The organism is Pseudoalteromonas sp. APC 3495 (genome assembly GCF_030407645.1).
GTDB classification, from domain to species: Bacteria; Pseudomonadota; Gammaproteobacteria; order Enterobacterales; family Alteromonadaceae; genus Pseudoalteromonas; species Pseudoalteromonas tetraodonis.
In genome coordinates this window covers 39291-63960 of the sequence record NZ_JASDDA010000003.1, presented here as the reverse complement: position 1 = coordinate 63960, position 24670 = coordinate 39291, and the positions used below count along the sequence as shown (strand labels likewise).

The window sequence follows — 24670 nt, the reverse complement described above, 5'->3', positions numbered from 1 at the left end:
GCTCATTGATATGACATTGAGATTAAAATTTATAGGTATTTAACCTAGTAATAACTATCTTTAGTGCGCTGGAGCCGTGTTTAAACAGCTCAAATGTCTGTTTAAAAAGCACTAAGTTGGCGTTTTGTCAGGAATTAACGGTAAAACTGTCACATTAGCGTCATTAACTTTTTTTAGTTTGCTCACCAAACCAAGGACAACCGGAGCAAATCAATGAAACAATTTAAGTTAAATGCTGTTGTGGCGGCGTTAGCACTAAGCCAATTTAGTGTTAGCGTGAATGCACAAGAACAAACATCACCAAGAGAACCTAAAGTAAAGGTTTCTGAAGAACTTGTGGTATATGGCGAGATTGGTTATCGCAACCGCTCGCAAGAACTAGCGCCCACGCTTGAATACTCACAAGAATACTTTCAGCGTTTTGAACCACTCACCGCAGGTGATGCATTAAAGCGTGTTCCTAGTGTTACTTTTTTATCTGATGTACTGGAATCAGACGGCGCACGTATGCGCGGTTTAAGCCCTGCTTACACAAAAGTACTTATTAATGGCGAGGAAGTTCCGGGCGCAGGTGCTGACCGTTCATTCTTTGTTGACCGTATTCCTGCAGAATTAATTGAGCGTGTAGAAATTATTCGCTCATCTAGTGCCAACCGCTCTGCCGATGCCATAGCAGGTACGCTTAATATTGTACTACGCGATGGCTATAGCTTAGACGGCGGTTATATTCGCGCTGGTGGCTTACGTTATGATGATGGCGAAATAAAAGAGAGCCTTGCGGGCGTTTACGGCACTGAGTTTGCAGGTGGGCGTTTACTGTTAGGCGCTAATTTACAAGGTCGTTATAACCCAAAACAAAAATCAAGCAGACGTTATGGCGATAGCCCTGAAAATAACCCGAATTACGCAACAGACGATTTTGATAACCGTGAAGATCAATCTGATACCCGTGATGGCGATGATACCTCTTTAAATGCCAGCTTTGAGAAGGTATTTGATAATGGCGGTAAGTTTGACATTAGTGCTATGTGGGTTGATACCGACCGTACTGAAGACGAACGCTCTTTTGAATACGACAACCCAACGGCAACGTCAGGCTCTGTTGTTGAAGGGGGTAATTTACTCTCAGATAACGCAAACGTTTCGTTTATTAATCAAACCAACTACAACATTAACTCTGGCTATGAATTACCTCTGCTCGGCGGCACCAGTAAATTTAAAGTGGGTTACGCCAGCTTTGAAGAGTCTGTTTACGAACAAGAAGTTGAGCTTGATACCTCAGAACTTCCTATGGTATTTGAAGAAGCAGAAGAAACCGTTGATATCGATGATAAAGAATGGTCATTACAATGGCAGCACAGCTTACTAGTAGGTGATTCAAAAGAAATTCAATTTGGTGCTTTTATACAAGGCAAAGAGCGCGATACCGCTATTTTTGTCGCTGAAGATGAGCTTGAAAAAGACTTTACCAATTGGGATCAATTTACAGAGAATCCACTGACCCTTGCCGGTTTTGACAACGCCTTTGAATCAGTGGCTGGTGGCGTTAATACCCTAGAAGAAGACCGTTTTGATTTATTTGCGCTAATCAAACACGAAGCCGATGTGTTCTCGTGGGAGATGGGTGTGCGCTGGGAGTCAACTGATTCAAGTATTACTGATACCAATGAAGGCGTTACTGCCGAGAATGATTATGACTTTTTCTTACCGTCGGCTCACTTTCGTTATAGCATCAGCGATAACGGCCGAGTCAGTGCCTCTGTTGCTCGCAGCTTACGCCGCCCTGACTTTGACTACATGACACCCGCCTTACTTGAAAAAGAGCTCGCCGATAATGACTTTTTAGGTAACTCAAACCTTAAGCCAGAATCATCTTGGGGTATCGATTTGGGTTACGAATACCGTTTAGGTAAAAGTGGTGTTGTTGGTGTAAACGTATTTTACCGTGACGTTAGCGACCTTATTGAAATTGCCAGTATCGGTGTTGAAGGCTCAGAAGGCGAAGGCACATTTGTGCTGCAACCACAAAATACCGGCGATGGCACGGTTCAAGGTATTGAGTTTGATTTATCAACCCCACTAAGCGCCTTGAACATGCCTAACACTGGTATCTTCTTAAATTACTCTTGGCTCGACAGTGAAGTTGAAGACAGCTTTGGTAAGCGTAAATTTAATGACCAATCTGATTATGTTTATAACGTAGGCTTTATCCAAGATTTACCAACACTTGGCGCATCATTTGGTGCAACGTACCGTAATCAAGGTGATGCATACGGACGCTTTGTGGGTGAAGAAGTGACAACCTCTTATGGTGCTGATTTAGAGTTATTCGTAGAAAAACGCTGGGAAAATGTAACGCTTCGCCTAGTTGGTTCAAACCTACTTGATGCCAGTAAAGATGAAGTTTTCAACAAGTTTGACTCTCTTGATGATCAAAATAATCGTAACTTTGATGAGTACGAGCTTGAGTCTGAAGAAGCAGGTCCAGTGATTCAAGTAATGCTACGTTACGCATTCTAATCACACGTATTGTCATTTTAAGCACGTATTGGCAAGCCATCGCGTGCTTTTTTGGAGTTAAAACATGTTTAAATTGTCTTTCATAATGGCCGCGCTACTGTGCTCATCAGCGCTTAGTGCTGGCGAACCCGTTATTTATAAAGATGCGCTATATCAACAACAAAAAATAGCCAAGTTAACTACGTTACCTAATAGCCTTAACTTTATGGTTATTGGTGATTGGGGACACAACGGCCACTTTTATCAAAAAGAGGTGGCTCATCAGCTAGAAATCGCCATGTACCAAACCGATGCCGATTTTGTTGTCTCGACCGGCGATAACTTTTACCCAAATGGTGTGGCAAGTGTGAACGATCCTCTTTGGCAATCAGCCTTTGAGAATATATACCACGGCCCTCACACATTTGAAGATTGGTATGTTGTTTTGGGTAATCACGATTACCTTGGTAATGCTCAAGCACAAATTGACTACACAGCAAAAAGTCAGCGCTGGCAATTACCAGCAAGGTACTACAGTAAAACATTTGCACTTGAAAACAACGAGCAAGTGTTAATGGTTTTTTTAGATACCAACCCGATTCAACCTGAATATAAAACCCGTGAAAAATACCGCTCAACTCAAAGTCAAAGCTATGAAACACAATTGGCATGGCTTGAAACTCAACTTGCCGGCAGTAACGCAAAATGGAAAATTGTTGTTGGCCATCACCCGCTTTACTCTAGCGGTAAACGCTTTGGTCGCAACCAAGGTCTTCGCGACATTTTAGAACCTATTTTAGAACGCCATAACGTGCACGTTTATATCGCAGGGCACGAGCACGACTTGCAATACAATCAACCAAAAAATAGCAAGGTGGCTCACTTTGTCTCTGGTGGTGGCAGTGAAGCACGGTTTGTAAAACAACGTGAATTTACCCGCTACGCAGAAGCAACACCGGGTTTTTTAAGTATCTCAATCAATGGTGAAACGCTAACAATGAGCGCGATTAACCACCTTGGTGAAGTACGTTTTAGCACTGAAAAGCACCTAGATAAGTAAAGGATAAAATAATGAACTTTAAACTAAATACAATTTCAGCTGTGCTTGGCAGTGCACTTCTATTGACTACTATAAGCGGCTGTACACGTAATAACGATACGCAAAATAATGCAGCAGTTACAAAACCATATATTGAAAAAACAGACATTGAAACCAAATTATTCGGCCCACAACAAAACATGCAAGGCTCACAAGCTGCATCGCTAGGTAATAATCAATGGCTAATAGCGAGCGAAAGCCAAGGCTTATTTCTTGCCGATAACGAGAAAGACAGTGTGCTGCTCGCCGGTAACTTTGAGTCAATTTCACTGAAAAAAATAGCAACGCAGCAATTTTTATTGGCAACTCTAGATAACAACCAAGATAATGTGGTTATTTTTAAGCTTATAAAAAATGGCCAAACTTGGCAGCTAAATGAACTCACTCGCATTAGTCCACCTCAAGCCCAGCCCGATGCCGTATGTTTATTTAAAAACAGCAATAACAAAACTGTATCAGCATTTGTGCCAGATGTTCGCGGCTTGATCAGCGAAACGGTTATTTATGATTTAGCCACTAACCAAGCTAAAAATATCGCAGTACGTGAGTTCTCTGCAGTCACAGAGGCTTCAGGTTGTGCAGTAAATGACGACACAAAAACCCTGTATGTGGGTGAGGCAGAGCTCGGAGTGTGGGCCATTAACGCGGATGCAGAATCTGATGCCAATAAGCAGCCTGTGGCTTTGGTACAACCCTACGGCGAATTAAACAGTGAAATCGGGGCTCTATCGGTATCACAAGACGGTACTTTATGGCTCAGTGCCACTGATGGTAATGTGGTTTATGCTTACCAAGCTCAAACAGACAAGCTAAGCCAATGGTCACTGGCAGGTGAGCACACAATAGAGTCTGTTGCGGCGAGCTTTATCAATGACAGTCAAGCCCAGCTGATATTAATTGATGATGAAACAGGCGCCTATATTCAAGCAAACGTTAACTACACAGCGCAAACAGCGACTTCACAAAACAATGTCGCGATGACTCACCTTCATGCCAGCGCACAAAGTACACCGGTTGCTGCGTTTGGTGATGCAGCAGATGATCCGGCTATTTGGATTAATGAGCAAGACGCTAAAAAAAGCTTAATTTTAGGCACTGATAAACGTCGCGGCTTGATGGTTTATGACCTTGCTGGCAGCAAAGTACAATCGCTTAATGTTGGGCGTTTAAATAATGTTGATGTGCGCCAACATCAAGACATAAACAACCAGACCCATACGTGGATCACTGCCAGTAACCGTACTCTTAATAGCATTAGCGTATTTACTGTAGATGGCGATAACCAAGTAAACCATGTGACAGAAATAGCCACTAACCTACCTGAGATTTACGGTATGTGTATGTATTCCTCTGAGTCTGGCCATTACGTGTTTGTTAATGATAAATCAGGTTTATTTCAGCAATATAAACTCATCGGTGAGCAAAGTAATTTAAGTGGTGAACTGGTTAGAGAGTTTACTCTACCAAGCCAACCTGAAGGCTGTAGCGCTGATGATAATCTAGGCCAACTATTTGCAGGTGAAGAAGATGCAGGCATTTGGTATATCGGTGCAGAGCCTACCGCTGGTAACAAAGCAGTAAAGCTACAAAGTGTTAATGAGCAACTGGTGGCAGATGTTGAAGGTATGGAAATTTATCATGCTAATGATGCTCGCTATTTAGTAGTATCAAGCCAAGGCGATAATAGCTATGTGCTTTATAAAATCTCAGATGACACAGAGCCTAGTCTAAGCTTTGCAGGTAAGTTTAATGTAATTGCAAACCTAGATAAAGGCATTGATGGCGTAGGTGAAACTGACGGTTTAACCGTTACAGCAACGGCTGTGCCTGGTTATCCTGAAGGCATGCTTATAGTACAAGATGGCTACAATCGTATGCCTCTCCAACCACAAAACTTTAAAATTATTGACTGGCGCGAAGTGAAAAAAGCAATTAGATAATAGCTAACCCTAAATGTACTGATACACGCTAAAGCTTTAGTGTGTATCACGTTTAAGCTTTACTAAAATATAACTAAAGATAATTATGTATAAATGTATACTACACTTTATATCTATAAATTAATTGAGGTTATTATGCGGCTACCCTACTTCGTATATTTATTTATCAGCATTATATTTTGTACCAGCTCGCTTGCTAATGCCGAAGAGCCACCAGAACTTCCGCCATTAAACCCCAAGTATGAAGCAGAGCATGCCATGGTATTAGTTAATAAGGGTTCAAGTGTATACGCGATTAACATTCCAAGCTTTGAGCTTCCTTATGATGTACATGTTATGTACAAGGTAGATGTATCTGATATTCCATTTTTAGATTTAGTACGTGACGCTGAGTTAGTTACAGTAAAATCAAAGCCGTTTAATATTCAACGCTTAATGCGAGGCGAAGAAGTCGCGATTACCGCAGATGTGTATCTTGGAGATTTTAGACAAGGAGGTAGCTTAGTTTACAGTGATAAATTAATAGAGCTTAGCGAGCAGTTATTTACTCGTGAGCTAACTGATTTAAGCCCAGCCTCAAAATGGCAACAGTACGATATGGTTACGCTAAAAAATAACGAGCGTATTTATATTCACCAAATAACTCAGCCACCAAGCTATCATCATATTATGTTTGTTGATTTAAGTGGTGCCTGTTTACAAAAGTTTCGCACCTCAACTGAAGTGCCCTCTGCTGGTGAGCTCAATTATAAGTTTATAAATTGTGGCACATTGAAACCCATGTTTTATGAAGCTGAAAGCTTAAGTAAATAACTTAGCCTTGTTTTAAGGACGAAAAAAGGCTCCTCGCAATGCTCAGAGCCTTTGGTTAACTTTGGGAATTAACTCGGTTCATTGATCAGATAAGATCAGTTTAGCGCCACTAACTGTGGCGCAATTGTTTGATAATCTACCGCCATGGCAATACTCAAAGCGGTAATATTAATAATTGAAAACGCAAACACTTGGCGTGCCCAACGGGTGGTGTCTATGTTGTAGCGATACCCTCTAAGTGCCATGAGTAACCACCAAAAACTGGTGATACAGGCAACTGCCATAAAGGCAGCACCGGTATAACCACTAATTGGCAATAGCATCACGACTAAAGCATATACTGCAATATAAAGCACAATATGGCGCTTAGCTTTGTTAACACCTTGCGCCACGGGCAATACTGGAATATTAGCGGCTTGGTAATCCTTAAAGCGAAAAATAGCAATCGCATATGAGTGCGGCATTTGCCACAAACTAAACATCACCAACAGTATTAATGCACCCATATCGAACACACCCGTAACGGCGCAATAGCCAACAACAGGTGGAACTGCGCCCGATAGACTACCAATAAAGGTGCCGTAAACAGAGTTGCGTTTCATGTAGAGGCTGTACACCCCTACATAAATGACATAGCCAAAGGCGGCAAAAAATACCGCCGCTTGCGTGGTAAAGGCGATTAATAAGCCAAAGCCAATTAGCCCTAATAACACGCCATGGCTTAAAGCGGCTTTTGCAGACATTTCGCCCGTTACAGTTACACGTGAGCGAGTACGTGCCATAGCAACATCAATGTCTCTATCTATAACATTGTTTATGGCACATCCCGATGCAACAACAAGCGATAAACCAACCAAGGTAACCAACATTAACCATGGGTCTATATCACCGCGGGCGGCAAGTAAAAAACCACCGGCAACGCTGATCAAATTCCCCATAATAATACCTGGCTTAGTAACAGCTAAATAACGACGAAACATCTGAAACCTCTAATACATCATCATTGCGTTTGATTCATAAATGATCCAAACAGACAGTCCAACCACCATGACGATGATCAACGCGCTAAACAAGAAGGTAAAGGTATTCGCTTTGCCTTCATCGGTGGTGAAATTAAGGTGTAAAAAGTATTTTAAATGCACCCAAATTTGCACGATTGCAAAAGTAACGATACTCCAAAGCGTGGTGACTTTTGAAAAATCGCCCTCCATCACCATCCAAAATGGAATAGCCGTTAAAATCACTGACAAAACAAAACCAATAAGATAGGTTTTAACACTGCCATGCGACTGTTCATGATGTTGGCTTTGCATTTGCGCTAAAGCATGCGTTTCACTATGACTCATTACATTGCTCCCATTAAATAAACAACGGTAAATACACAAATCCACACAATATCTAAAAAGTGCCAAAATAAGCTTAAGCAACTTAAGCGCGTGACGGTTTGTTTACCTAAACCGCGCTTGATCACTTCTATCATCATTATGCTCATCCAGATAAGGCCTGCAGTTACATGTAAACCATGCAAACCCACTAATGAGAAAAACGATGTTAAAAAAGCACTTTGCTGTGGGCCATTGCCATGAACAATTAAATGATGGAACTCATAAATTTCCATGCCAATAAACACCGCGCCTAAACAAAAAGTGACCGCGAGCCAACCAAGCGTCAGCGCCTTTTTTTGCCCTTGAGCGGCAATCATGGCAAAACCAAAAGTGATACTACTAATAAGTAGCGCCGCAGTTTCTACGGCAACAAAATCAAGCTCAAAAATATCTTTGCCCGATACACCACCTGCGGTGTTCATATAAAGCACTGCGTAGGTTGCAAAAAATGAAGCAAATAAAAGGCAATCGGTCATTAAATAAAGCCAAAAGCCAAAGATTGTATCGCCAGAGGTATCGTGATGCTCATGCGTATGACTTACGCTATGAGGCTCTAAATTTACATAGCCTTGAGTTGCAGATAACGTACTCATGCGCTTACCTCCTTCGTATTACTGGCAATATGCGCGCCTTCTATTTGTAATATTTCATCGTTTTGCACGTAGTAATCTACATCGCTGGTGTAAGCACGGTTAATAAACAGCGCAATCGCGCCAATAAAACCAAGCCCTGCTAGCCACCAAATATGCCAGATCATGGCAAAACAAAACGCCGTTAAACTCGCAGCAATAAGCACACCCGATGCGGTATTTTTTGGCATATGAATTGGGCTATAGCTAGATTTACCTTGATAAGCTAGGCCTTTTTCTTTCATATCAGTCCATGTATCAATATCATCAACATGCGGGATTTCAGCAAAGTTATAATATTGTGGTGGTGATGACGTTGACCATTCAAGGGTATGACCGTTCCAAGGATCGCCGGTGGTATCATCAAGCGCTTCGCGGTTTTTAAAGCTCACATAAAGCTGAATAACTTGGCAAATAATACCGAACATAATAATCACGGCGCCCACTGCAGCAATATAAAGCCAGATATTCCAATCAGGATTATTAGAGTGATTTAAGCGACGAGTCATGCCTAAAAAGCCGAGTACGTACAATGGCATAAAGGCTACGAAGAAACCGATTAACCAACACCAAAATGATGCTTTACCCCAACGCTCATCAAGCTTAAAGCCCATTGCTTTGGGGAACCAAAAAACAAAACCAGCTAAGTAACCAAAGACTGCGCCACCAATAATGGTGTTATGAAAATGAGCGATTAAGAATAAGCTGTTATGCAATACATAATCGGCACCAGGGATTGCTAGTAATACCCCCGTCATACCACCAATACTGAAGGTAACCATAAAACCAAGCGTCCACAGTACGGGCACAGTAATGCGCAAGCGACCACGGTAAATAGTAAACAACCAACTAAATAACTTAACCCCAGTAGGCACAGCTATGACCATGGTCATTACCCCAAAGAAGGCATTTACATTGGCACTTGAACCCATAGTAAAGAAGTGGTGTAACCACACAATAAAGCCAAGAATAGAAATGGCACCGCTTGCATACACCATCGATTTATAACCAAATAAACGTTTACCAGTGAAGGTCGACACTATTTCAGAGAAGATACCAAAAGCTGGTAATACTAAAATGTATACCTCTGGGTGACCCCATGCCCAAAACAGGTTGATATACATCATGGCGTTTCCGCCGGCTTCATTAGTGAAGAAGTGGAAATCTAAATAACGGTCTAGCGTTAGCATGGCAAGCACTGCGGTTAAAATTGGAAATGATGCCGCAATTAAGATATTTGCCCACGTACATGCCCATGTGAAAATTGGCATTTTCATCAGAGTCATACCAGGGGCACGCATTTTAAATACTGTCACTAGAAAGTTAACAGCGGTTAATAGCGTACCGAGCCCCGATATTTGCAAGGCCCAAATATAATAATCGACCCCCACCCCAGGGCTAAAGGTCAACTCCGACAACGGTGGGTAAGCAACCCAGCCTGTTTTGGCAAATTCACCAAATATAAGTGATAAATTTATTAAAATGGCACCACTAGCGGTAAACCAAAAACTTAAATTATTTAAAAATGGAAAAGCCACATCACGGGCACCAATTTGCAGTGGTACAACAATATTCATTAAACCAATCATAAATGGCATCGCCATAAAGATGATCATAATAACGCCATGAGCGGTGAATATTTGGTCGTAATGCTCTGGCGGCAGATAACCTGGCGCGCCACTGGTAGCAAGCGCTAACTGCGCACGCATCATAATGGCATCAGAAAAACCACGAAACAGCATGATTAGTGCTAATAAAATGTACATAACGCCTAAGCGTTTATGATCAACCGAGGTGATCCAGTCACGCCAAAGCACACCCCATTTTTTATATTTTGTTACTAGCCCAGCTATAATAAGCCCGACAACAGCAATCACCGCCATGGTAACCATGATAATAGGTTCATGAAACGGAATTGCATCTATAGATAATTTACCTAAAAACGACATGATTATTCCTCGCCCTGGCTGTGTGATGATGGCATTGAATGATTACCCATTGCTTGATGCTCATTACTCATCTGCTGATGTTTACCCATGGCATGATGTTTTTTATTCATATCGCCATGCGCCTGCATGTATTTCATCACTATGGTATGAAATAAACCGTCATCAACCTTGCCATAATAAGCAACTGGGTTGTTCTCACTTGATTTTGCAAGCTCAACATAATTGGCATGAGTAAGGTTATTAGCGTTAGTTTTTACCTGTTCAACCCATTGGTTGAAGTCAGCTTTTGTTGGCGTTGCGATGGCATTAAATTTCATACCAGTAAAACCCGCGCCACTGTAATTAGCCGAAAAGCCTTTAAACGTGCCTGGCTCATTAGCAATTAAATGCAGCTTAGTTTCCATGCCCGCCATTGAGTAGATTTGACTACCTAACTGAGGGATGAAAAACGAGTTCATGGTGCTTTCTGACGTGATTTTGTATTCAACCGGAACATTGGCTGGAAATACCAATTCATTCACCGTGGCAATACCTTGTTCAGGGTAAATAAATAACCATTTCCAATTAAGTGACACCACTTCAACAGTAAGATGTTCACCTTTACCTTCTATCGGTTTATAGGGGTCAAGCTCTTGCGTTGACTGCCAGGTGATCACACCTAAAATAACAACAATAACAATAGGAACCGCCCATACAACAGCCTCAATCTTATTAGAGTGAGCCCATTTTGGTGCGTAAATTTCATGGTTTTGTGTGTCTCTGTATTTCCAAGCAAAATATAAAGTCATCACAATAACGGGGATCACAACTAACAACATAAGCACAGTGGCGATGATGATCAGATTTTTCTCATCAATACCTATCTGCCCTTTTGGGTCGAGTACCCCGCCATTACAGCCTGATAAGATCAGCGCCATACTAGCTAAAGCAATATTAAAAAGGTTACGAATTAACAAGGGACTATCCTAAAACCTAAAGAGTTTTTATTAGCTGCCAAAAATATTTAGCAACGATATTTGATAAAAACCCAAGTTAATTAAGATTGAATTACAATAATGCAGAGCGAATGCAAGCATGAAGTATTGACCACTGGCTTAATAATAAACACCTAGCAGAACCAACCCAGCTTTTTAAACACATTAATATAACGCAATAAAAATTAACTTGGGTGAGGTGTGGTTGGCTGAGAGTGTGTAATAAACACTAAGCTACAATGAAAGTAATCGTTATTTACAGCAAGAATAAATAATTAGATACCACAGGTGTAACCTATACCCATAAAATTAATGGGTAAACAGACAACCTGTAAAGCTAGGTGGAGCACGACAACCATGCGCAGCTTGCACTGGTTGCTGAACTTTAGCCTCGCTAAAAGCAAAGGCTGCTTTACGGAGGATTATTCCAGCACGACGCGCTGGAAACATGTGGAACAATAGCCAACAAAGGCCAATAAGTAACTGACACGATAAGATGGGATGAGCTAAAAATTCGGCAATTGTCAGTAATAATGGCTCTATAAAAAAGCCATCACTGACCAATGCTTCAAGCCTAAAGGCATCCTCAATAGCGCCACTAAGCAACATAACGACATTAAAAACTAATAATGTTACAGCCACACTCACGCCCTTTTTCGCTTTTTTAAAGCGCTCATGCAACACTGACTTACCTAAGGTAAGCAAAGCGCTGGTATGAAACAAAGAAAGTGAGTTCAAAAACATTAACCTATTAAAATGACTAATAACAAAATTCGGTGTACACCGTGGCAACAAAAAAGGTTGCAGCCGTAAAGCCTTATACAGTGACATGAAATACAGTCTCAACGCATTAGCACTATTTTGCCAAGCTAGTTTTGATCCGCATCAATAGAACTTTCAAAACTTACTGAAAGTTCGGGCATGAGTATAACAAAGAGAATTTTCTGTTCAAGATAAAAACACGATTATTTTATCGGCTGGTGATTTATTTATGCCGATATAAATAAAAAACCTCCCGTAGTGAGCTACGAGAGGTTTTTTTGTTTAAACAGGGATACCCTATTTAAAGAATTTGGTTTTCTTTCCATACTTGCTCTTTGGCTAGACGCTTTTTGCGTTTATCACATGGATCATCGCAATCACATGCTTTATCAATACCTACAGAGCCTAGGCCTCCGCAGCTACTCGCCATCGATTTTCTTTGTACTATCATGCCTATCGCCATTGCAGCGACAATTAAAATAAGTAAGCCAAAGGTTAGAAAAAAAAGTGACATTGCTTAGCCCCTATTGTTCAGCAATAAAATGAGCCCAAACATCATATCTGAGCTTATTGCATTATATACCCTCATGATAAGGATATAAACCTAAAGACTATAAATAAGGCTTAAACGCAGGGCTCGAATAGGTGACTAACCCCTGTGCCGATTTCGCAATTAAATACACAGGTAAATCATGCTGCTGCGCATAACGTTGTGCCTTTTCCATACCCATTACCGTTAAAGCAGTCGCTAAACCGTCCGCCGTCATTGCACTTGGGTGTAAAACAGTAACAGAGACTAAATCGTGCTTAATTGGCATGCCTGTCATCGGATCAATAAGGTGCGTATAGGTCTCACCATCCATAGTATAAAATATTCTATAATCGCCTGAGGTGGCAATGCCATTATTACCCGGTGTTAATACGCGGTGTACTTTGCGCTCGCCCGGATTTGCATCAGGTTGTTCGATTGCTATTCGCCATGCTTGATTGTCTGGTTTTGTACCAGCAATACGCAGTTCTCCACCAATTTCAACCATGTAATCTGTAATGCCTTTACTTTGTAATAGCTCAGCAACTTTATCAATACCATAGCCTTTTGCGGTAGCCGAAAACGACAGCTCTAAATCAGCAACTGTTTTAGCTAACCCTTGCTCATTAAGGACCAGCTTATCTATACCAATGTTACTGACCATATTTGCCAGTGCTTCATCCGTTGGGCGCTTTGTTGGTTTTTTATCAGGACCAAACCCCCATAAATCGATTAGCGGTCCCATAGTCACATCGAGTGTTTTAGTTGAATCACCAATTCGTATAGATTCTGCAATAACCGCTCTAAAATCATCACTAATTGGCATTACTTGATTAGCACCTAAACGGTTAAAGGTGTTTATTTCTGACTCTTCAATATAGGTCGACATAGACTGGTTAATATCAACTAAAACCGCATCTATTTCTGCTTGTACTGCTTGAGGGTCCACTTGATCAGCGTAAAACTTGATGTGGTAAGTTGTCCCCATCGTTTTACCTTCAAGGTAAGCTTCTTCGTTGTGTTGTGAATTGCCACAACCGGTAATAAGTAACGTGGATATGATTAAAAATAAGGCTGCCACGCCTTTAACTGTACTTAATCGATTCATAATAGCCTACTTATAAAGGTTAAATAGAGTATCAACTAAAATCAGCGGTAAAGCCAAACTCAATCAGTTGATATAAAAAAGCCTCATAACACTTAGTGCTATGAGGCTGGTATTTTAACTAAATTTATTTAGTTTGGGTATTAGCCACCGAAATCATCTAATAAGATGTTTTCTTCTTCTACGCCTAAATCTTTAAGCATAGAGATAACTGCCGCATTCATCATTGGAGGACCACACATGTAGAACTCACAATCTTCAGGCGCTTCGTGGTCTTTAAGATAGTTCTCAAATAACACGTTGTGGATAAAGCCAGTGTAGCCTTCCCAGTTATCTTCTGGTTGCGGATCTGAAAGCGCTGTATGCCAAACGAAGTTATCGTTTTGCTCAGCTAGGCCGTCAAAATCTTCAACATAAAACATTTCACGCTTAGAACGTGCACCATACCAGAAACTAATTTTACGCTTAGAGTTTAAACGCTTAAGTTGGTCAAAGATATGTGAACGCATTGGTGCCATACCTGCACCACCACCTACGAATACCATTTCAGCGTCTGTGTCTTTAGCGAAGAACTCACCAAATGGACCAGAAATAGTTACTTTATCACCTTCTTTCAGTGACCAAATGTACGATGACATTTTACCACATGGTAGGCTTAGGTTTCTTGGCGGCGGCGTAGCGATACGCACGTTAAGCATAATAATGCCTTCTTCTTCTGGGTAGTTAGCCATTGAGTAAGCACGAATTGTTTCTTCGTCTACTTTTGACTCCAGGTCGAAGAAACCAAAATGGTTCCAATCGCCACGATACTCTTCAGGAATATCGAAATCAGCGTATTTAACATGGTGAGCTGGCGCTTCGATTTGGATGTAACCACCCGCACGGAACGGCACTGACTCGCCATCTGGAATTTGTAGCTTAAGTTCTTTGATGAACGTTGCTTTGTTATCGTTAGAGATAACTTCACAATCCCATTTTTTAACACCGAAAATTGACTCTTCAAGTTCAATTTCCATGTCATTTTTAACATTAACCTGACACGCTAAACGACAACCTTCACGTGCTTCACCTTTAGAGATGTGGTCAAGTTCAGTTGGCAGAATATCACCGCCACCTTCTTTAATGTGAACGCGACACTGACCACAAGAGCCACCGCCACCACATGCAGAAGATACGAAAATACCTGACTCAGATAGTGCACCTAATAGCTTACTACCTGCTGATGTTTTAATGGCTTTGTCTGGATCGCCATTAATACCGATGATGATGTCACCGCTTGCAACTAGCTTAGATTTAGCACCAATGATGATTAAAACTAGTATTACAACGATAGCGATAAAAACACCAACGCCTAAGAAAATATCCATGATTGACCTCGCTATTATTACAGTGAAATACCAGAGAATGACATAAAGCCAAGACCCATCAAGCCAACAGTGATAAAGGTAATACCTAGACCACGTAAACCATCTGGTACGTCTGAATACTTCATTTTCTCACGGATACCTGCAAGTAATGTAATTGCAAGCGCCCAACCCACACCAGCGCCAATACCATAAACAACAGACTCGCCGAAGTTATAGTTACGCTCAACCATGAAGGCTACCGCACCAAAAATTGCACAGTTAACTGTGATTAGTGGTAGGAAAATACCTAATGCGTTGTACAGCGGTGGGAAGAACTTATCTAATGCCATTTCAAGAATTTGCACCAGTGCAGCAATAACACCAATGAAAGTTAAGAAACGTAAAAAGCTAAGATCCGCTTCTGGGTAACCAAGCCACTCAAGTGAACCTGGTGCTAATACCGCATGGTAAACCAAGTTATTAACCGGTACTGAAATACCTAATACAACAATAACCGCTACCCCTAGGCCAATTGATGTAGTTACTTTTTTAGACACGGCTAAGAAAGTACACATACCTAGGAAGAATGCTAACGCTAAGTTTTCAATAAAAACGGCTTTTACAAATAAACTAATATAATGTTCCACTTATCGCCCCTTACGCTTTAGCTTCTACTTGGTCTTTCTTATAAGTACGAAGTACCCAAATGAATAAACCAATAATGAAGAATGCACTCGGTGGTAAGATCAATAGACCCATAGGTTGGTACCAACCACCATTTTGTACTAATGGAATAATATCAACACCGAACAGTGAACCTTTACCGAATAACTCACGAATAAAGCCAACAGTAAGAAGCACTACAGAGTAACCTAAACCATTACCAATACCATCAAGGAAAGACATTAATGGCGGCGACTTCATTGCATAAGCTTCAGCACGACCCATTACGATACAGTTAGTAATGATTAGACCAACGAATACAGATAACTCTTTTGCCGTAGCGTAAGAGAAAGCTTGTAGTACTTGGTCAACCACGATTACCAATGATGCAATAATCGTCATCTGTACGATGATACGTACTGATGATGGGATATGGTTACGAATAGTCGAGATAAAAAGGCTAGAGAATGCAGTTACCAAGGTCAATGCAATTGACATGATTAATGCATTTTTTAAGCTAGACGTTACCGCTAGCGCAGAACAAATACCAAGTACTTGTAATGCGATTGGGTTGTTAGCGAAAACTGGACCGAATAGGACCGCCTTCATTTCTTTAGTATCAGCCATTAGTTCAATGCTCCTTTACGTACTTTCGCAAGGAAAGGGCCAAAGCCATTTTCGCCAGTCCAAAAGTCAACTGCATGGTCAACACCGTTAGACGTTAATGTAGCACCTGAAAGACCGTCGATCTTATGCTCATCACCAGCTGCAGTCCCTTTAACGATTTGGATTGGTAACTCTTTACCTTCCCACGTTGCAGTCCACTGTGGGTTTTGAATTTCACCACCTAAACCAGGTGTTTCGTTATGTTTGTAGAAAATAATGTCTTTAATAGTTTCGCCATCGCTTTCAAGCGAGATAAAACCGTACATTAAACCCCATAAACCATAACCCTGAATAGGAAGGATGATTGCATCAGTAGAGCCATCGTCTTTTTTAGAGATGTAAACAGGCGCACGCTTGGTAATACGTTGAATACCGGCGATGTCCTTAATACCATTCTCTTTTAAAGGATAGCCTTCATCAGCATCATACTTTGTTTTTTCAAAGTCAAAATCTTCTACCGGTTTAGCAAACTCACCACTTTGCATGTCTATAAAGCGAGTTTCGATTTTAGCTTCAAACGTTTCAGCAACGTTATCAACTTTGCTAATGCCTGCAGCAGCTAAAATATTGCTTTGAATATCTTTTGCTTTGTTTGCTTTTTGCAAAGGGCGAAGTTGCACTGACGTTAGCGATACAATTACTGCACACACCAAACATAATGAGACAACAACAGCTAGCGTTTTGCCAATTGATTCGTTATTACTAGACATTACGTGCCAACCTCCGCTTGATATTAGCTTGCACTACAAAGTGATCGAATAAAGGTGCAAACAAGTTAGCAAATAAGATTGCTAGCATGATGCCCTCTGGGTATGCAGGGTTAACAACACGGATCATGATAACCATAAAGCCAATAAGCGCACCGTATGCTAATTTACCTTTATCAGTAAATGCAGCAGATACAGGGTCAGTTGCCATAAAGAACATACCGAATGCAAAACCACCTAATACCATATGCCAGTACCAAGGCATAGCAAACATAGCATTGGTTTCAGAACCAATAGTATTTAGTATTGATGAGGTTACTACCATACCTAGGAATACACCTAGCACGATACGCCAAGACGCAATACGCACGTAAATTAGGAATAAACCACCAATAAGTACAGCTAGTGTAGACGTTTCACCCATAGAACCTTGAATGAATCCGTAAAACGCATTCCACCAAAGCTCAATATCAGTCGCGTAATTTAACGTACCAGCAAACGCTTGACCAAGCATAGTCGCGCCAGAGAATGAATCTACGGCAGTCCATACTGTGTCACCTGAAATTTGTGCAGGGTATGCGAAGAATAAAAACGCACGACCAGCAAGCGCAGGGTTTAAGAAGTTACGACCTGTACCACCAAATATTTCTTTTGCGATAACTACACCAAAAGTAATACCTAGCGCAACTTGCCATAAAGGAATCGTTGCAGGCAGGATTAATGCAAATAATACAGAGGTTACGAAGAAACCTTCATTTACTTCATGCTTACGCACAGAAGCAAACAATACTTCCCAAAAACCACCGACAATAAAGGTTGTTGCATAAATAGGTAGGAAGAAACATGCTCCGTAGAACATTTTTGCGCCCCAACCAGCATCAACGGTTAACTCACCGCCTAATAACTGGAATAAACCTACTTGCCAAATGTTAGCTAGTTCAAAACCATTACCAAGCGCGATTGCCGCTTGATGACCAATGTTGAACATACCAAAGAACATGGCAGGGAACGTCGCCATCCACACTAAAATCATCATGCGTTTTAGGTCGATGTTATCACGAACGTGAGTTGAACCTTTGTTTACGTAACCTGGCGTGTAAAAAATAGTCGCAGCGGCTTCATACAGCGCGTACCATTTCTCATGCTTACCACCTGGTTCAAAATGCGGTTCGATATCTTCTAAGAAAGTTTTTAAGCCCATTTTAGCCTTCCTTCTCGATCGTAGTTAAGCAATCGCGTAGGGCTGCGCCGTACTCGTATTTGCCAGGACAAACGAAGGTGCATAACGCTAAATCTTCTTCATCTAATTCAAGCGCACCTAATGAAATTGCACTGTCTAAATCACGAGACAATAAGTCACGTAATAAAAGCGTTGGCAAAATATCAAGTGGCATAACACGCTCATAGCTTCCAAGTGGAACCATGGCACGTTTTGAACCGCCCGTAGACGTTGTCATTTTAAATAAACGACTCGGTGTAAGGTGAGACAAGAATGTACGCGTTACAGAGAATTTATCACTACCTGGTGCAATCCAGCCAAAAAATTCTTTTTCGCGACCTTCAAGTAATACAGATACTTGAACATGGTAACGACCTAAAAATGCATGAACGCCAGACGACGTAGCACCTGCAAGTACAGAACCAGAAATAACACGGTTATCACCGTCTTCTAATTCACCTGCAACTAAGTCATCAAGTGAAGCACCTAATTGTGTTTTCACTAAACGAGGATTCTTAACACGCGGACCTGCAAGCGAAATCACACGGTCTGTGTAAATTTCACCAGTAAGGAAAAGGTGACCATACGCAATAACGTCTTGGTAACCAATGTGCCAAACTTGCTTACTAGCAGATACTGGGTCAAGGTGATGGATATGAGTGCCAACAAGGCCAGCCGGATGCACGCCACCAAACTCATGTACTTCTACTTGAGCAATAGGTGAACTAGGAACTTGACTACCTGCTTGCTTACAAACAAATACTTTGCCATCGGTTAAACGTGACACAACAGCCAAACCTGCTTCAAACGCTTTCGCATTTTCAGCAATAACAACTGCAGGATCTGCAGCGAGTGGGTTTGTATCGATAGCTGTCACAAAAATAGAGCTCGGATTTGCATCCAATGCTGCTATTTTGCTAAATGGGCGAGCACGAAGTGCTGTCCATTGACCCGATTGAACTAGTACTTCTTTAGCTTTTTCACGGTCTAAGCTGTTAAGCTCAGTTTCCGAGAAAGAACCAAAGGTGATTTGCTCACTGCCGTTTACTTCAATAACAACAGATTGCAGCACACGTTTAGCACCGCGATTAATTTCTTTTACTGTACCAGAAGCTGGTGCAGTAAATAATACGCCTGGGTTCTTTTTATCTTCAAAAAGTACCTGGCCTTTTTTGACTTGGTCATCCACACGAACATGCATGGTTGGACGCATACCGATAAACTCTTCACCTAGCACAGCTACACGTTTGACGGTAGAACCATCATGAATAACTTGCTGAGGTGCGCCCTCTAAGGGTAAATCCAGACCTTTTTTTATATTGATCATACGCACTTGCACTACATTAACGGAAAGAAACTGAAAAATCGTACTAACCACGCCGCTATTTGTATTATTGCAAGCTATATAAAATGACTCGCTATAAATACCAAACAAGCAGCGCAGTAAAACTCCTCACATATTGCTTTGATTTTAACATTATTGTGGCTGACTATGCGAGTGTATTTATGAAAATTATACGAGAGAAACGTTTATTTAGTTTTGTAATTAACAATTAATAAAATACAAGCTAGACCAAAGTGGTAAATTAGCCAACAATTAGCAAATATTTTTTCAAATCAAAGCTAAAAACAAAAAAGCCGCACAAGGCGACTTTTTCAAAAATGCGCTATCAGCGACAAGTTAGTCAATCATATTGGCAATAGGTGCAACAGGATTTACATCTTGTTCATAATCAACCGCGTCAATACCAAAACCAAACAAGCGTAAAAATTCATTATGGTAACCAATATAATCGGTTAACTCATCAATTGAGTTTGTATCTACACTATCCCAAATGGCTTGAACGCGAGATTGAACGTCATCTTCCAGTTCTTTATAGTTTTGGAATAAATGCCCGCCCTCGTCAAAGCGAGGTGAATCACCGTATAAGTTCTCACTAAATAGCGCATGAATTTGCTCAATTGTGCCCTCGTAAGTGCCATCAGCCTTCATCACTTTAAATAAGGCAGAAATATAAAGTGGCATGATTGGAATTGCAGAGCTTGCTTGAGTAACAACCGCATTAAGCGATGAAACGTAGGCTTCACCATTTAAATCTTGGGTAGCAGCTTTAATAGCAGCAGTGGCACGGTCTAAATCTTCTTTGGCTTTACCAATTGTTGCATGACCGTAAATTGGCCACGTTAGTTCTTTACCAATATAAGTGTAAGCCGTGGTTTTAAAGTTATCTGCTAATACATCCGCTTCTTTAAGTGCGTCAATCCACATTTCCCAATCTTCGCCACCCATTACTTTAATGGTGTTGTCGATATCGTCTTGGTTTGCCGCTTCAACAGTTACTTCATCAATTTCACGCTTTGACGTATTTAAGTTTTTAGTGGTTACCGCATTACCAATTGGCTTAAGCGTTGAAGAAAACACTTCGCCGGTATTTGGATCAGTACGACGAGGTGACGCTAAGCTGTAAATAATACAGTCAACTTTACCTAATTCAGCTTTAATGGTGTCGATTGTTTTTTGTTTAATTTCGTTAGAAAACGCATCACCATTAATATTTTTTGACCATAAACCTTCAGCTTCAGCGGCTGCTTGAAACGCCGCCGTATTATACCAACCCGCAGAGCCTGTTTTACGCTCAGTGCCTTCTTTTTCAAAGAAAACACCTAATGTTTTAGCGCCACCTCCAAATGCAGCGGTAATGCGAGACGCTAAGCCATAACCTGTAGACGCACCAATAACTAATACATTTTTAGGTGCATTTTTTAATGCCCCTTGCTGCTTAACATAATTAATTTGTTCTTGTACATGCTCTGCACAGCCTACTGGGTGTGCATTGGTGCAGATAAATCCGCGAATTTTAGGCTTAATGACCATTGATCATCCTATATCTTTTACAATAAAAATTAGCGCTAGTTTAAAGGCTAAAACAAAAAAAACTGATCTGATCAGTTACTCACTGCTCAAACCAATCCACTATTACCTGTTATCCAACTTTTGAGCCGCCCATGCAATTAGGTGATTGCGGTGCCTCACCGTCGTGCTCGGTAAATTCGTCAGGGGTGTAAGTGTGCATCGCAAGCGCATGAATATGATTTGCCAGCTCATCTTTTAAAATTTCGTTAATTTCACGATGACGCTGCAATAATCGCTTACCAGCAAATTCCTCACTAACTACAATCACTTTAAAGTGTGATTCAGTGCCTGCACTGTGCATATGGCTTTCGTTGATCACATTTAAATGCTTGCACGCAATCGCATCGGCTAGCTTGTTACGTATTTGTTCTTGCATTGACATAAAAACCATCCTCAAAATTCAGTTATGTCCTTACTATAACAACTGCGGCTATACCATGGCTAATGCTATTTAACTGAAACTATTATTAATATAGCGAAACGTCAAACTTATTCGAGGGTGTTTAAGCGTTGTTTGTTTGGGCAATGCATGTTGGTAATTTTGTTGGCTTTGGCCGCTCATTATTAAACAGCTACCACTTTGTAATTTAATGTTAGTAATGCTGTTACTTACTTTGTGTTTAAGTTTAAATAATCGCTCTGCGCCAAGCGATACACAGGCTATTGTAGGCTCAGGCCCTAGCTGCGTCTCATCATCGCTATGCCAGCCCATGCTATCGTGGCCATCACGATAATAATTAACCAAAATTGAATTAAACGGTTGCTGTAGGTGATTTTCTAATCGTGTTCGCATAGCAAGTAATACGTCTGGCCAAGGCTCTAAATCGAGTTTATGCCCAGAATAGCCGTACTCAAGATTCTCTTCGCTGATAAAACATTGCAGCCTTGGTATTGGCCCCGTTTTGCCAAACACCGTTATATTTGGTTGTTGCCAATTTAAGTTTTGCTGCAAATAATAAAATAAATCGAGGCTTTTTTGCGCACTAAGCACCCTACTTTGATAAGAAAAGCCATTTGGTAACAGTTGGGGGTTGGCGTTTGGCGGTTGCATGTTAGAATTTACCTATCATTTGATTACCGATCATTAAACTATTATGACTACGCAAGCTACGCTCGGCGATAACACCTTTACTCTTGAACGCTTTCCTTTGGATCAAAAAAACCGCAGCTTACAAGCGTGGGATTCAGCAGACGAATACCTCATTGACTATGTTAATGAACACTACCCTGATTGTCGCTCTTTACTGATCTTAAACGACAGCTTTGGTGCACTTAGCTGTTACTTTAGCAAGCAACAATTAACAGTTTGTTCAGTAAACGACTCTTATATTAGCCATCAGGCGGCGGCTTATAACTTAGCGCAAAACAAAATCGCAACAACTGCGTTTAGCCAGCTTGATAGTTTATCGGCTTTGCCCGAACAAGTAGACCTAGTGTTGGTAAAAGTACCACGCACGTTGGCTTTTTTACAGTATCAGCTATCTGAATTAAGCGAAGTACTGGCGCCCGGTACACCGGTTATTGGTGCTGCAAAAACTAAAGACGTGCATAACTCTACGATTAAAGCATTTGAAGATTTTATTGGTGAGACGAAAACAAGCCTCGCAGTAAAAAAATCACGTTTAATTATTAGCCAAGCCGCTGGCGGTTATAAAGGTGCAGATTTCCCAGTGAGCTGGCCGCTCGAAGGCACTGATTTTACAATAAGTAATCATGCCAATGTGTTTTCACGTGATTCACTTGATATTGGCGCGCGTTTCTTTTTTAATTATTTGCCGCAAACAAATAAAGCCAAAAATATTATTGATTTAGGCTGTGGTAATGGCGTAGTTGGTTTAATGACATTAGCGCGCTGTCCTAATGCTCATATTAGCTTTGTTGATGAGTCATATATGGCGGTTGAATCAGCTCGACTCAACATTGAGCTCAACATGGAAGACAAGTTTGAACAATGTACCTTTATAGAGAATGATTGTTTAACTGACTTTGAACGTGAAAGCACTGATATTGTATTGTGTAACCCGCCATTTCACCAAGCACAAGCGGTTACCGACCACATAGCATGGCAAATGTTCAAGCAAGCAAAAGACACATTAAAAGAAGGTGGCGAGCTGCGTATTATTGGTAACCGCCATCTAGATTACCACGACAAACTAAACCGTATGTTTGGTAACTGTACTTTATTAGGCTCTAATAAAAAGTTTGTGGTACTCAGCGCAACTAAAAATAGTGGGACGTTATAAATGAAACTCTTAAAAGCATTATTGAGCTGTTGTACATTAGTGGTTTTTTCGGGATGTGCCAATCAGCCTAATCAGCTTATTCTTAACCCTGTGTATAAAAGTGGTCAAATAAGCTCAATAAACAGCAGCTTAAACACCAGCGTGATTGATTTACGTGGTGACAGTGCAACCTTAAAGCTGATTGAATCGAGCAAAACCAAAACCATTGCCAGTACGGGTATTACTGAATCGGTTAAAAGTGCACTAGACAGTGCGCTGAGTCGCAATGGCGCCAGCATTTCTAATTTAGCGCAATTGCGTTTTGAGTTAGATATTCACACGCTGCAAGCGGTAGTTACAGAAACGCTAATGAGCCATACCAGTGAAGCCAAGATTGAGTTTGAAGTGCGGGTGATTCGCCCGACCAGTAATTTTAGTAAACGCTACAGCGGTAATGCTAATTTATCTGGCCCGCTTGGTCACGATAGGGCAAAAGTTGAAGGTCAGCTCAATAAGTTGACTGAGCAGTTAATTACCCGCATTGTATCTGACCCAGAATTAATTGCATTTTTAGAAGGTTAACAATGAAGCAACTTTTTTTAATCTGCGTAAGCTTATTATTTAGCGTTAGTAGCTTAGCGGCTCAAGAGGGTCGTTTTGTGCAAAAAGATAACATTTTTCCTCGGGTAGAAATTGTGACATCGTTGGGCAGCATTGTGGTTGAATTAGACCGCTCAAGAGCTCCTATTACGGTCAATAATTTTTTAACGTACGTGTCGGATAAAAGCTATCAAGGCAGTGTGTTTCATCGTGTAGAACGCGACGTAGAAAATGATCGTGACTTTGTAATTCAAGGCGGTGGTTATGATAAAGATTACGATGGTCTACATGAAAACGACCCTATTTTTAATGAAAGCGGTAACGGCTTAACAAACGATATGTATAGCATTGCGATGGCTTATCAAGACCGTGAACCACACTCAGGAACGCGTCAGTTCTTTTTTAATATGGATGATAACGATCATTTAAACCCTGGCCGTGATTGGGGATTTGCAGTGTTTGGCAGTGTGATGGAAGGCTATGAAACACTCGATAAAATCATGGCTGTAAAAACCGGATTTAATGACAAAATTGGCTACAACTTTGTACCCGAAAAACCGGTCGTTATATTAAATATTAAGGTGCTTGAGCAAGTTCCTTTATAACTTTTTTAATAAGAGCAGCCTTAGCTGCTCTTTGTATAAGCCAA

At 41.0% G+C, this 24670-nt stretch carries 24 protein-coding genes; 7 read left to right on the top strand and 17 right to left on the bottom strand.

The window, feature by feature from the left end; all coding sequences use genetic code 11:
- The first annotated feature begins 213 nt into the window (after positions 1 to 213).
- The 4 genes from QL984_RS01845 to QL984_RS01830 all read left to right on the top strand — a co-directional run bounded on the left by QL984_RS01845 (position 214) and on the right by QL984_RS01830 (position 6351).
- Positions 214 to 2520, top strand: a complete 2307-nt coding sequence (locus tag QL984_RS01845; protein WP_138764143.1) for a TonB-dependent receptor — start codon at positions 214 to 216, stop codon at positions 2518 to 2520.
- A gap of 64 nt (positions 2521 to 2584) precedes the next feature.
- Positions 2585 to 3559 carry a metallophosphoesterase gene (locus QL984_RS01840; RefSeq protein ID WP_138764144.1) on the top strand — a complete coding sequence of 325 codons (975 nt, stop codon included), beginning with the start codon at positions 2585 to 2587 and terminating at the stop codon, positions 3557 to 3559.
- An 11-nt stretch (positions 3560 to 3570) separates the two neighbouring features.
- On the top strand, positions 3571 to 5538 hold the full coding sequence (locus QL984_RS01835; protein WP_138764145.1) for a phytase: 1968 nt from the start codon (positions 3571 to 3573) through the stop codon (positions 5536 to 5538).
- Between the two features lie 135 nt (positions 5539 to 5673).
- Positions 5674 to 6351: a hypothetical protein gene (locus tag QL984_RS01830; protein WP_138764146.1), complete on the top strand. Its 678-nt coding sequence runs from the start codon at positions 5674 to 5676 to the stop codon at positions 6349 to 6351.
- 95 nt (positions 6352 to 6446) lie between these two features.
- On the opposite strand, the gene cyoE is transcribed toward QL984_RS01830, so the two are convergent.
- The 17 genes from cyoE to QL984_RS01745 all read right to left on the bottom strand — a co-directional run bounded on the left by cyoE (position 6447) and on the right by QL984_RS01745 (position 22250).
- Positions 6447 to 7331, bottom strand: a complete 885-nt coding sequence (cyoE, locus tag QL984_RS01825) for a heme o synthase (protein WP_008111919.1) — start codon at positions 7329 to 7331, stop codon at positions 6447 to 6449.
- Positions 7332 to 7340: 9 nt separating this feature from the next.
- Positions 7341 to 7697 (bottom strand): cytochrome o ubiquinol oxidase subunit IV, encoded by a 357-nt coding sequence (cyoD, locus tag QL984_RS01820; protein WP_138764147.1) that lies wholly within the window; start codon positions 7695 to 7697, stop codon positions 7341 to 7343.
- On the bottom strand, positions 7697 to 8329 hold the full coding sequence (cyoC, locus tag QL984_RS01815; RefSeq protein ID WP_090494147.1) for a cytochrome o ubiquinol oxidase subunit III: 633 nt from the start codon (positions 8327 to 8329) through the stop codon (positions 7697 to 7699). The genes cyoD and cyoC overlap by 1 nt, the downstream gene beginning before the upstream one ends.
- Positions 8326 to 10314, bottom strand: coding sequence for a cytochrome o ubiquinol oxidase subunit I (cyoB, locus tag QL984_RS01810; protein WP_138764148.1), 1989 nt, complete (start codon positions 10312 to 10314; stop codon positions 8326 to 8328). The genes cyoC and cyoB overlap by 4 nt, the downstream gene beginning before the upstream one ends.
- A gap of 2 nt (positions 10315 to 10316) precedes the next feature.
- Positions 10317 to 11270 (bottom strand): ubiquinol oxidase subunit II, encoded by a 954-nt coding sequence (gene cyoA, locus QL984_RS01805; RefSeq protein WP_138764149.1) that lies wholly within the window; start codon positions 11268 to 11270, stop codon positions 10317 to 10319.
- A 327-nt stretch (positions 11271 to 11597) separates the two neighbouring features.
- On the bottom strand, positions 11598 to 12026 hold the full coding sequence (locus QL984_RS01800) for a hypothetical protein (protein WP_013464351.1): 429 nt from the start codon (positions 12024 to 12026) through the stop codon (positions 11598 to 11600).
- Between the two features lie 325 nt (positions 12027 to 12351).
- A complete protein-coding gene (nqrM, locus tag QL984_RS01795) occupies positions 12352 to 12564 on the bottom strand; it encodes a (Na+)-NQR maturation NqrM (RefSeq protein ID WP_010391098.1) in 213 nt (70 codons plus the stop codon).
- A gap of 97 nt (positions 12565 to 12661) precedes the next feature.
- Positions 12662 to 13687, bottom strand: coding sequence for an FAD:protein FMN transferase (locus QL984_RS01790; protein WP_138764150.1), 1026 nt, complete (start codon positions 13685 to 13687; stop codon positions 12662 to 12664).
- Positions 13688 to 13827: 140 nt separating this feature from the next.
- Complete coding sequence (gene nqrF, locus QL984_RS01785) at positions 13828 to 15051, bottom strand: NADH:ubiquinone reductase (Na(+)-transporting) subunit F (protein ID WP_013464349.1); 1224 nt, start codon at positions 15049 to 15051, stop codon at positions 13828 to 13830.
- 17 nt (positions 15052 to 15068) lie between these two features.
- Positions 15069 to 15677 (bottom strand): NADH:ubiquinone reductase (Na(+)-transporting) subunit E, encoded by a 609-nt coding sequence (gene nqrE / locus QL984_RS01780; RefSeq protein ID WP_006791490.1) that lies wholly within the window; start codon positions 15675 to 15677, stop codon positions 15069 to 15071.
- Positions 15678 to 15687: 10 nt separating this feature from the next.
- The gene (locus QL984_RS01775) at positions 15688 to 16320 is read right to left on the bottom strand and encodes an NADH:ubiquinone reductase (Na(+)-transporting) subunit D (RefSeq protein WP_006791491.1); all 633 of its coding nucleotides are present in this window, start codon (positions 16318 to 16320) and stop codon (positions 15688 to 15690) included.
- A complete protein-coding gene (locus QL984_RS01770; protein ID WP_138764151.1) occupies positions 16320 to 17069 on the bottom strand; it encodes a Na(+)-translocating NADH-quinone reductase subunit C in 750 nt (249 codons plus the stop codon). Before QL984_RS01770 ends, QL984_RS01775 begins: the two co-directional genes overlap by 1 nt.
- Positions 17062 to 18267 carry an NADH:ubiquinone reductase (Na(+)-transporting) subunit B gene (locus QL984_RS01765; RefSeq protein ID WP_008111893.1) on the bottom strand — a complete coding sequence of 402 codons (1206 nt, stop codon included), beginning with the start codon at positions 18265 to 18267 and terminating at the stop codon, positions 17062 to 17064. The genes QL984_RS01770 and QL984_RS01765 overlap by 8 nt, the downstream gene beginning before the upstream one ends.
- A gap of 1 nt (position 18268) precedes the next feature.
- Positions 18269 to 19612: a Na(+)-translocating NADH-quinone reductase subunit A gene (locus QL984_RS01760; RefSeq protein ID WP_138764152.1), complete on the bottom strand. Its 1344-nt coding sequence runs from the start codon at positions 19610 to 19612 to the stop codon at positions 18269 to 18271.
- 354 nt (positions 19613 to 19966) lie between these two features.
- On the bottom strand, positions 19967 to 21160 hold the full coding sequence (fabV, locus tag QL984_RS01755) for an enoyl-ACP reductase FabV (protein ID WP_024601887.1): 1194 nt from the start codon (positions 21158 to 21160) through the stop codon (positions 19967 to 19969).
- Positions 21161 to 21269: 109 nt separating this feature from the next.
- Entirely contained in the window at positions 21270 to 21581 is a 312-nt protein-coding gene (locus tag QL984_RS01750) for a BolA family protein (RefSeq protein ID WP_028835483.1), read from the bottom strand.
- 69 nt (positions 21582 to 21650) lie between these two features.
- Entirely contained in the window at positions 21651 to 22250 is a 600-nt protein-coding gene (locus QL984_RS01745) for an alpha-ketoglutarate-dependent dioxygenase AlkB (protein ID WP_024601885.1), read from the bottom strand.
- A 43-nt stretch (positions 22251 to 22293) separates the two neighbouring features.
- Here QL984_RS01745 and QL984_RS01740 point away from each other — a divergent pair, with 43 nt between their 5' ends.
- The 3 genes from QL984_RS01740 to QL984_RS01730 are packed head-to-tail and all read left to right on the top strand — an operon-like array spanning position 22294 to position 24626.
- Entirely contained in the window at positions 22294 to 23442 is a 1149-nt protein-coding gene (locus QL984_RS01740; protein ID WP_290171940.1) for a methyltransferase, read from the top strand.
- Positions 23443 to 24003 carry a YajG family lipoprotein gene (locus QL984_RS01735; protein ID WP_013464342.1) on the top strand — a complete coding sequence of 187 codons (561 nt, stop codon included), beginning with the start codon at positions 23443 to 23445 and terminating at the stop codon, positions 24001 to 24003.
- 2 nt (positions 24004 to 24005) lie between these two features.
- The gene (locus tag QL984_RS01730) at positions 24006 to 24626 is read left to right on the top strand and encodes a peptidylprolyl isomerase (RefSeq protein ID WP_013464341.1); all 621 of its coding nucleotides are present in this window, start codon (positions 24006 to 24008) and stop codon (positions 24624 to 24626) included.
- Positions 24627 to 24670: the final 44 nt, after the last annotated feature.

Excerpts from the sequence above, each read along its gene's own strand:
- QL984_RS01845 (WP_138764143.1), top strand. The coding sequence starts at position 214 with ATGAAACAATTTAAGTTAAATGCTGTTGTGGCGGCGTTAGCACTAAGC.
- QL984_RS01840 (WP_138764144.1), top strand. The coding sequence starts at position 2,585 with ATGTTTAAATTGTCTTTCATAATGGCCGCGCTACTGTGCTCATCAGCG.
- QL984_RS01835 (WP_138764145.1), top strand. The coding sequence starts at position 3,571 with ATGAACTTTAAACTAAATACAATTTCAGCTGTGCTTGGCAGTGCACTT.
- QL984_RS01830 (WP_138764146.1), top strand. The coding sequence starts at position 5,674 with ATGCGGCTACCCTACTTCGTATATTTATTTATCAGCATTATATTTTGT.
- cyoE (WP_008111919.1), bottom strand. The coding sequence starts at position 7,331 with ATGTTTCGTCGTTATTTAGCTGTTACTAAGCCAGGTATTATTATGGGG.
- cyoD (WP_138764147.1), bottom strand. The coding sequence starts at position 7,697 with ATGAGTCATAGTGAAACGCATGCTTTAGCGCAAATGCAAAGCCAACAT.
- cyoC (WP_090494147.1), bottom strand. The coding sequence starts at position 8,329 with ATGAGTACGTTATCTGCAACTCAAGGCTATGTAAATTTAGAGCCTCAT.
- cyoB (WP_138764148.1), bottom strand. The coding sequence starts at position 10,314 with ATGTCGTTTTTAGGTAAATTATCTATAGATGCAATTCCGTTTCATGAA.
- nqrM (WP_010391098.1), bottom strand. The coding sequence starts at position 12,564 with ATGTCACTTTTTTTTCTAACCTTTGGCTTACTTATTTTAATTGTCGCT.
- QL984_RS01790 (WP_138764150.1), bottom strand. The coding sequence starts at position 13,687 with ATGAATCGATTAAGTACAGTTAAAGGCGTGGCAGCCTTATTTTTAATC.
- nqrF (WP_013464349.1), bottom strand. The coding sequence starts at position 15,051 with ATGGATATTTTCTTAGGCGTTGGTGTTTTTATCGCTATCGTTGTAATA.
- QL984_RS01775 (WP_006791491.1), bottom strand. The coding sequence starts at position 16,320 with ATGGCTGATACTAAAGAAATGAAGGCGGTCCTATTCGGTCCAGTTTTC.
- QL984_RS01770 (WP_138764151.1), bottom strand. The coding sequence starts at position 17,069 with ATGTCTAGTAATAACGAATCAATTGGCAAAACGCTAGCTGTTGTTGTC.
- QL984_RS01765 (WP_008111893.1), bottom strand. The coding sequence starts at position 18,267 with ATGGGCTTAAAAACTTTCTTAGAAGATATCGAACCGCATTTTGAACCA.
- QL984_RS01760 (WP_138764152.1), bottom strand. The coding sequence starts at position 19,612 with ATGATCAATATAAAAAAAGGTCTGGATTTACCCTTAGAGGGCGCACCT.
- fabV (WP_024601887.1), bottom strand. The coding sequence starts at position 21,160 with ATGGTCATTAAGCCTAAAATTCGCGGATTTATCTGCACCAATGCACAC.
- QL984_RS01750 (WP_028835483.1), bottom strand. The coding sequence starts at position 21,581 with ATGTCAATGCAAGAACAAATACGTAACAAGCTAGCCGATGCGATTGCG.
- QL984_RS01745 (WP_024601885.1), bottom strand. The coding sequence starts at position 22,250 with ATGCAACCGCCAAACGCCAACCCCCAACTGTTACCAAATGGCTTTTCT.
- QL984_RS01740 (WP_290171940.1), top strand. The coding sequence starts at position 22,294 with ATGACTACGCAAGCTACGCTCGGCGATAACACCTTTACTCTTGAACGC.
- QL984_RS01735 (WP_013464342.1), top strand. The coding sequence starts at position 23,443 with ATGAAACTCTTAAAAGCATTATTGAGCTGTTGTACATTAGTGGTTTTT.
- QL984_RS01730 (WP_013464341.1), top strand. The coding sequence starts at position 24,006 with ATGAAGCAACTTTTTTTAATCTGCGTAAGCTTATTATTTAGCGTTAGT.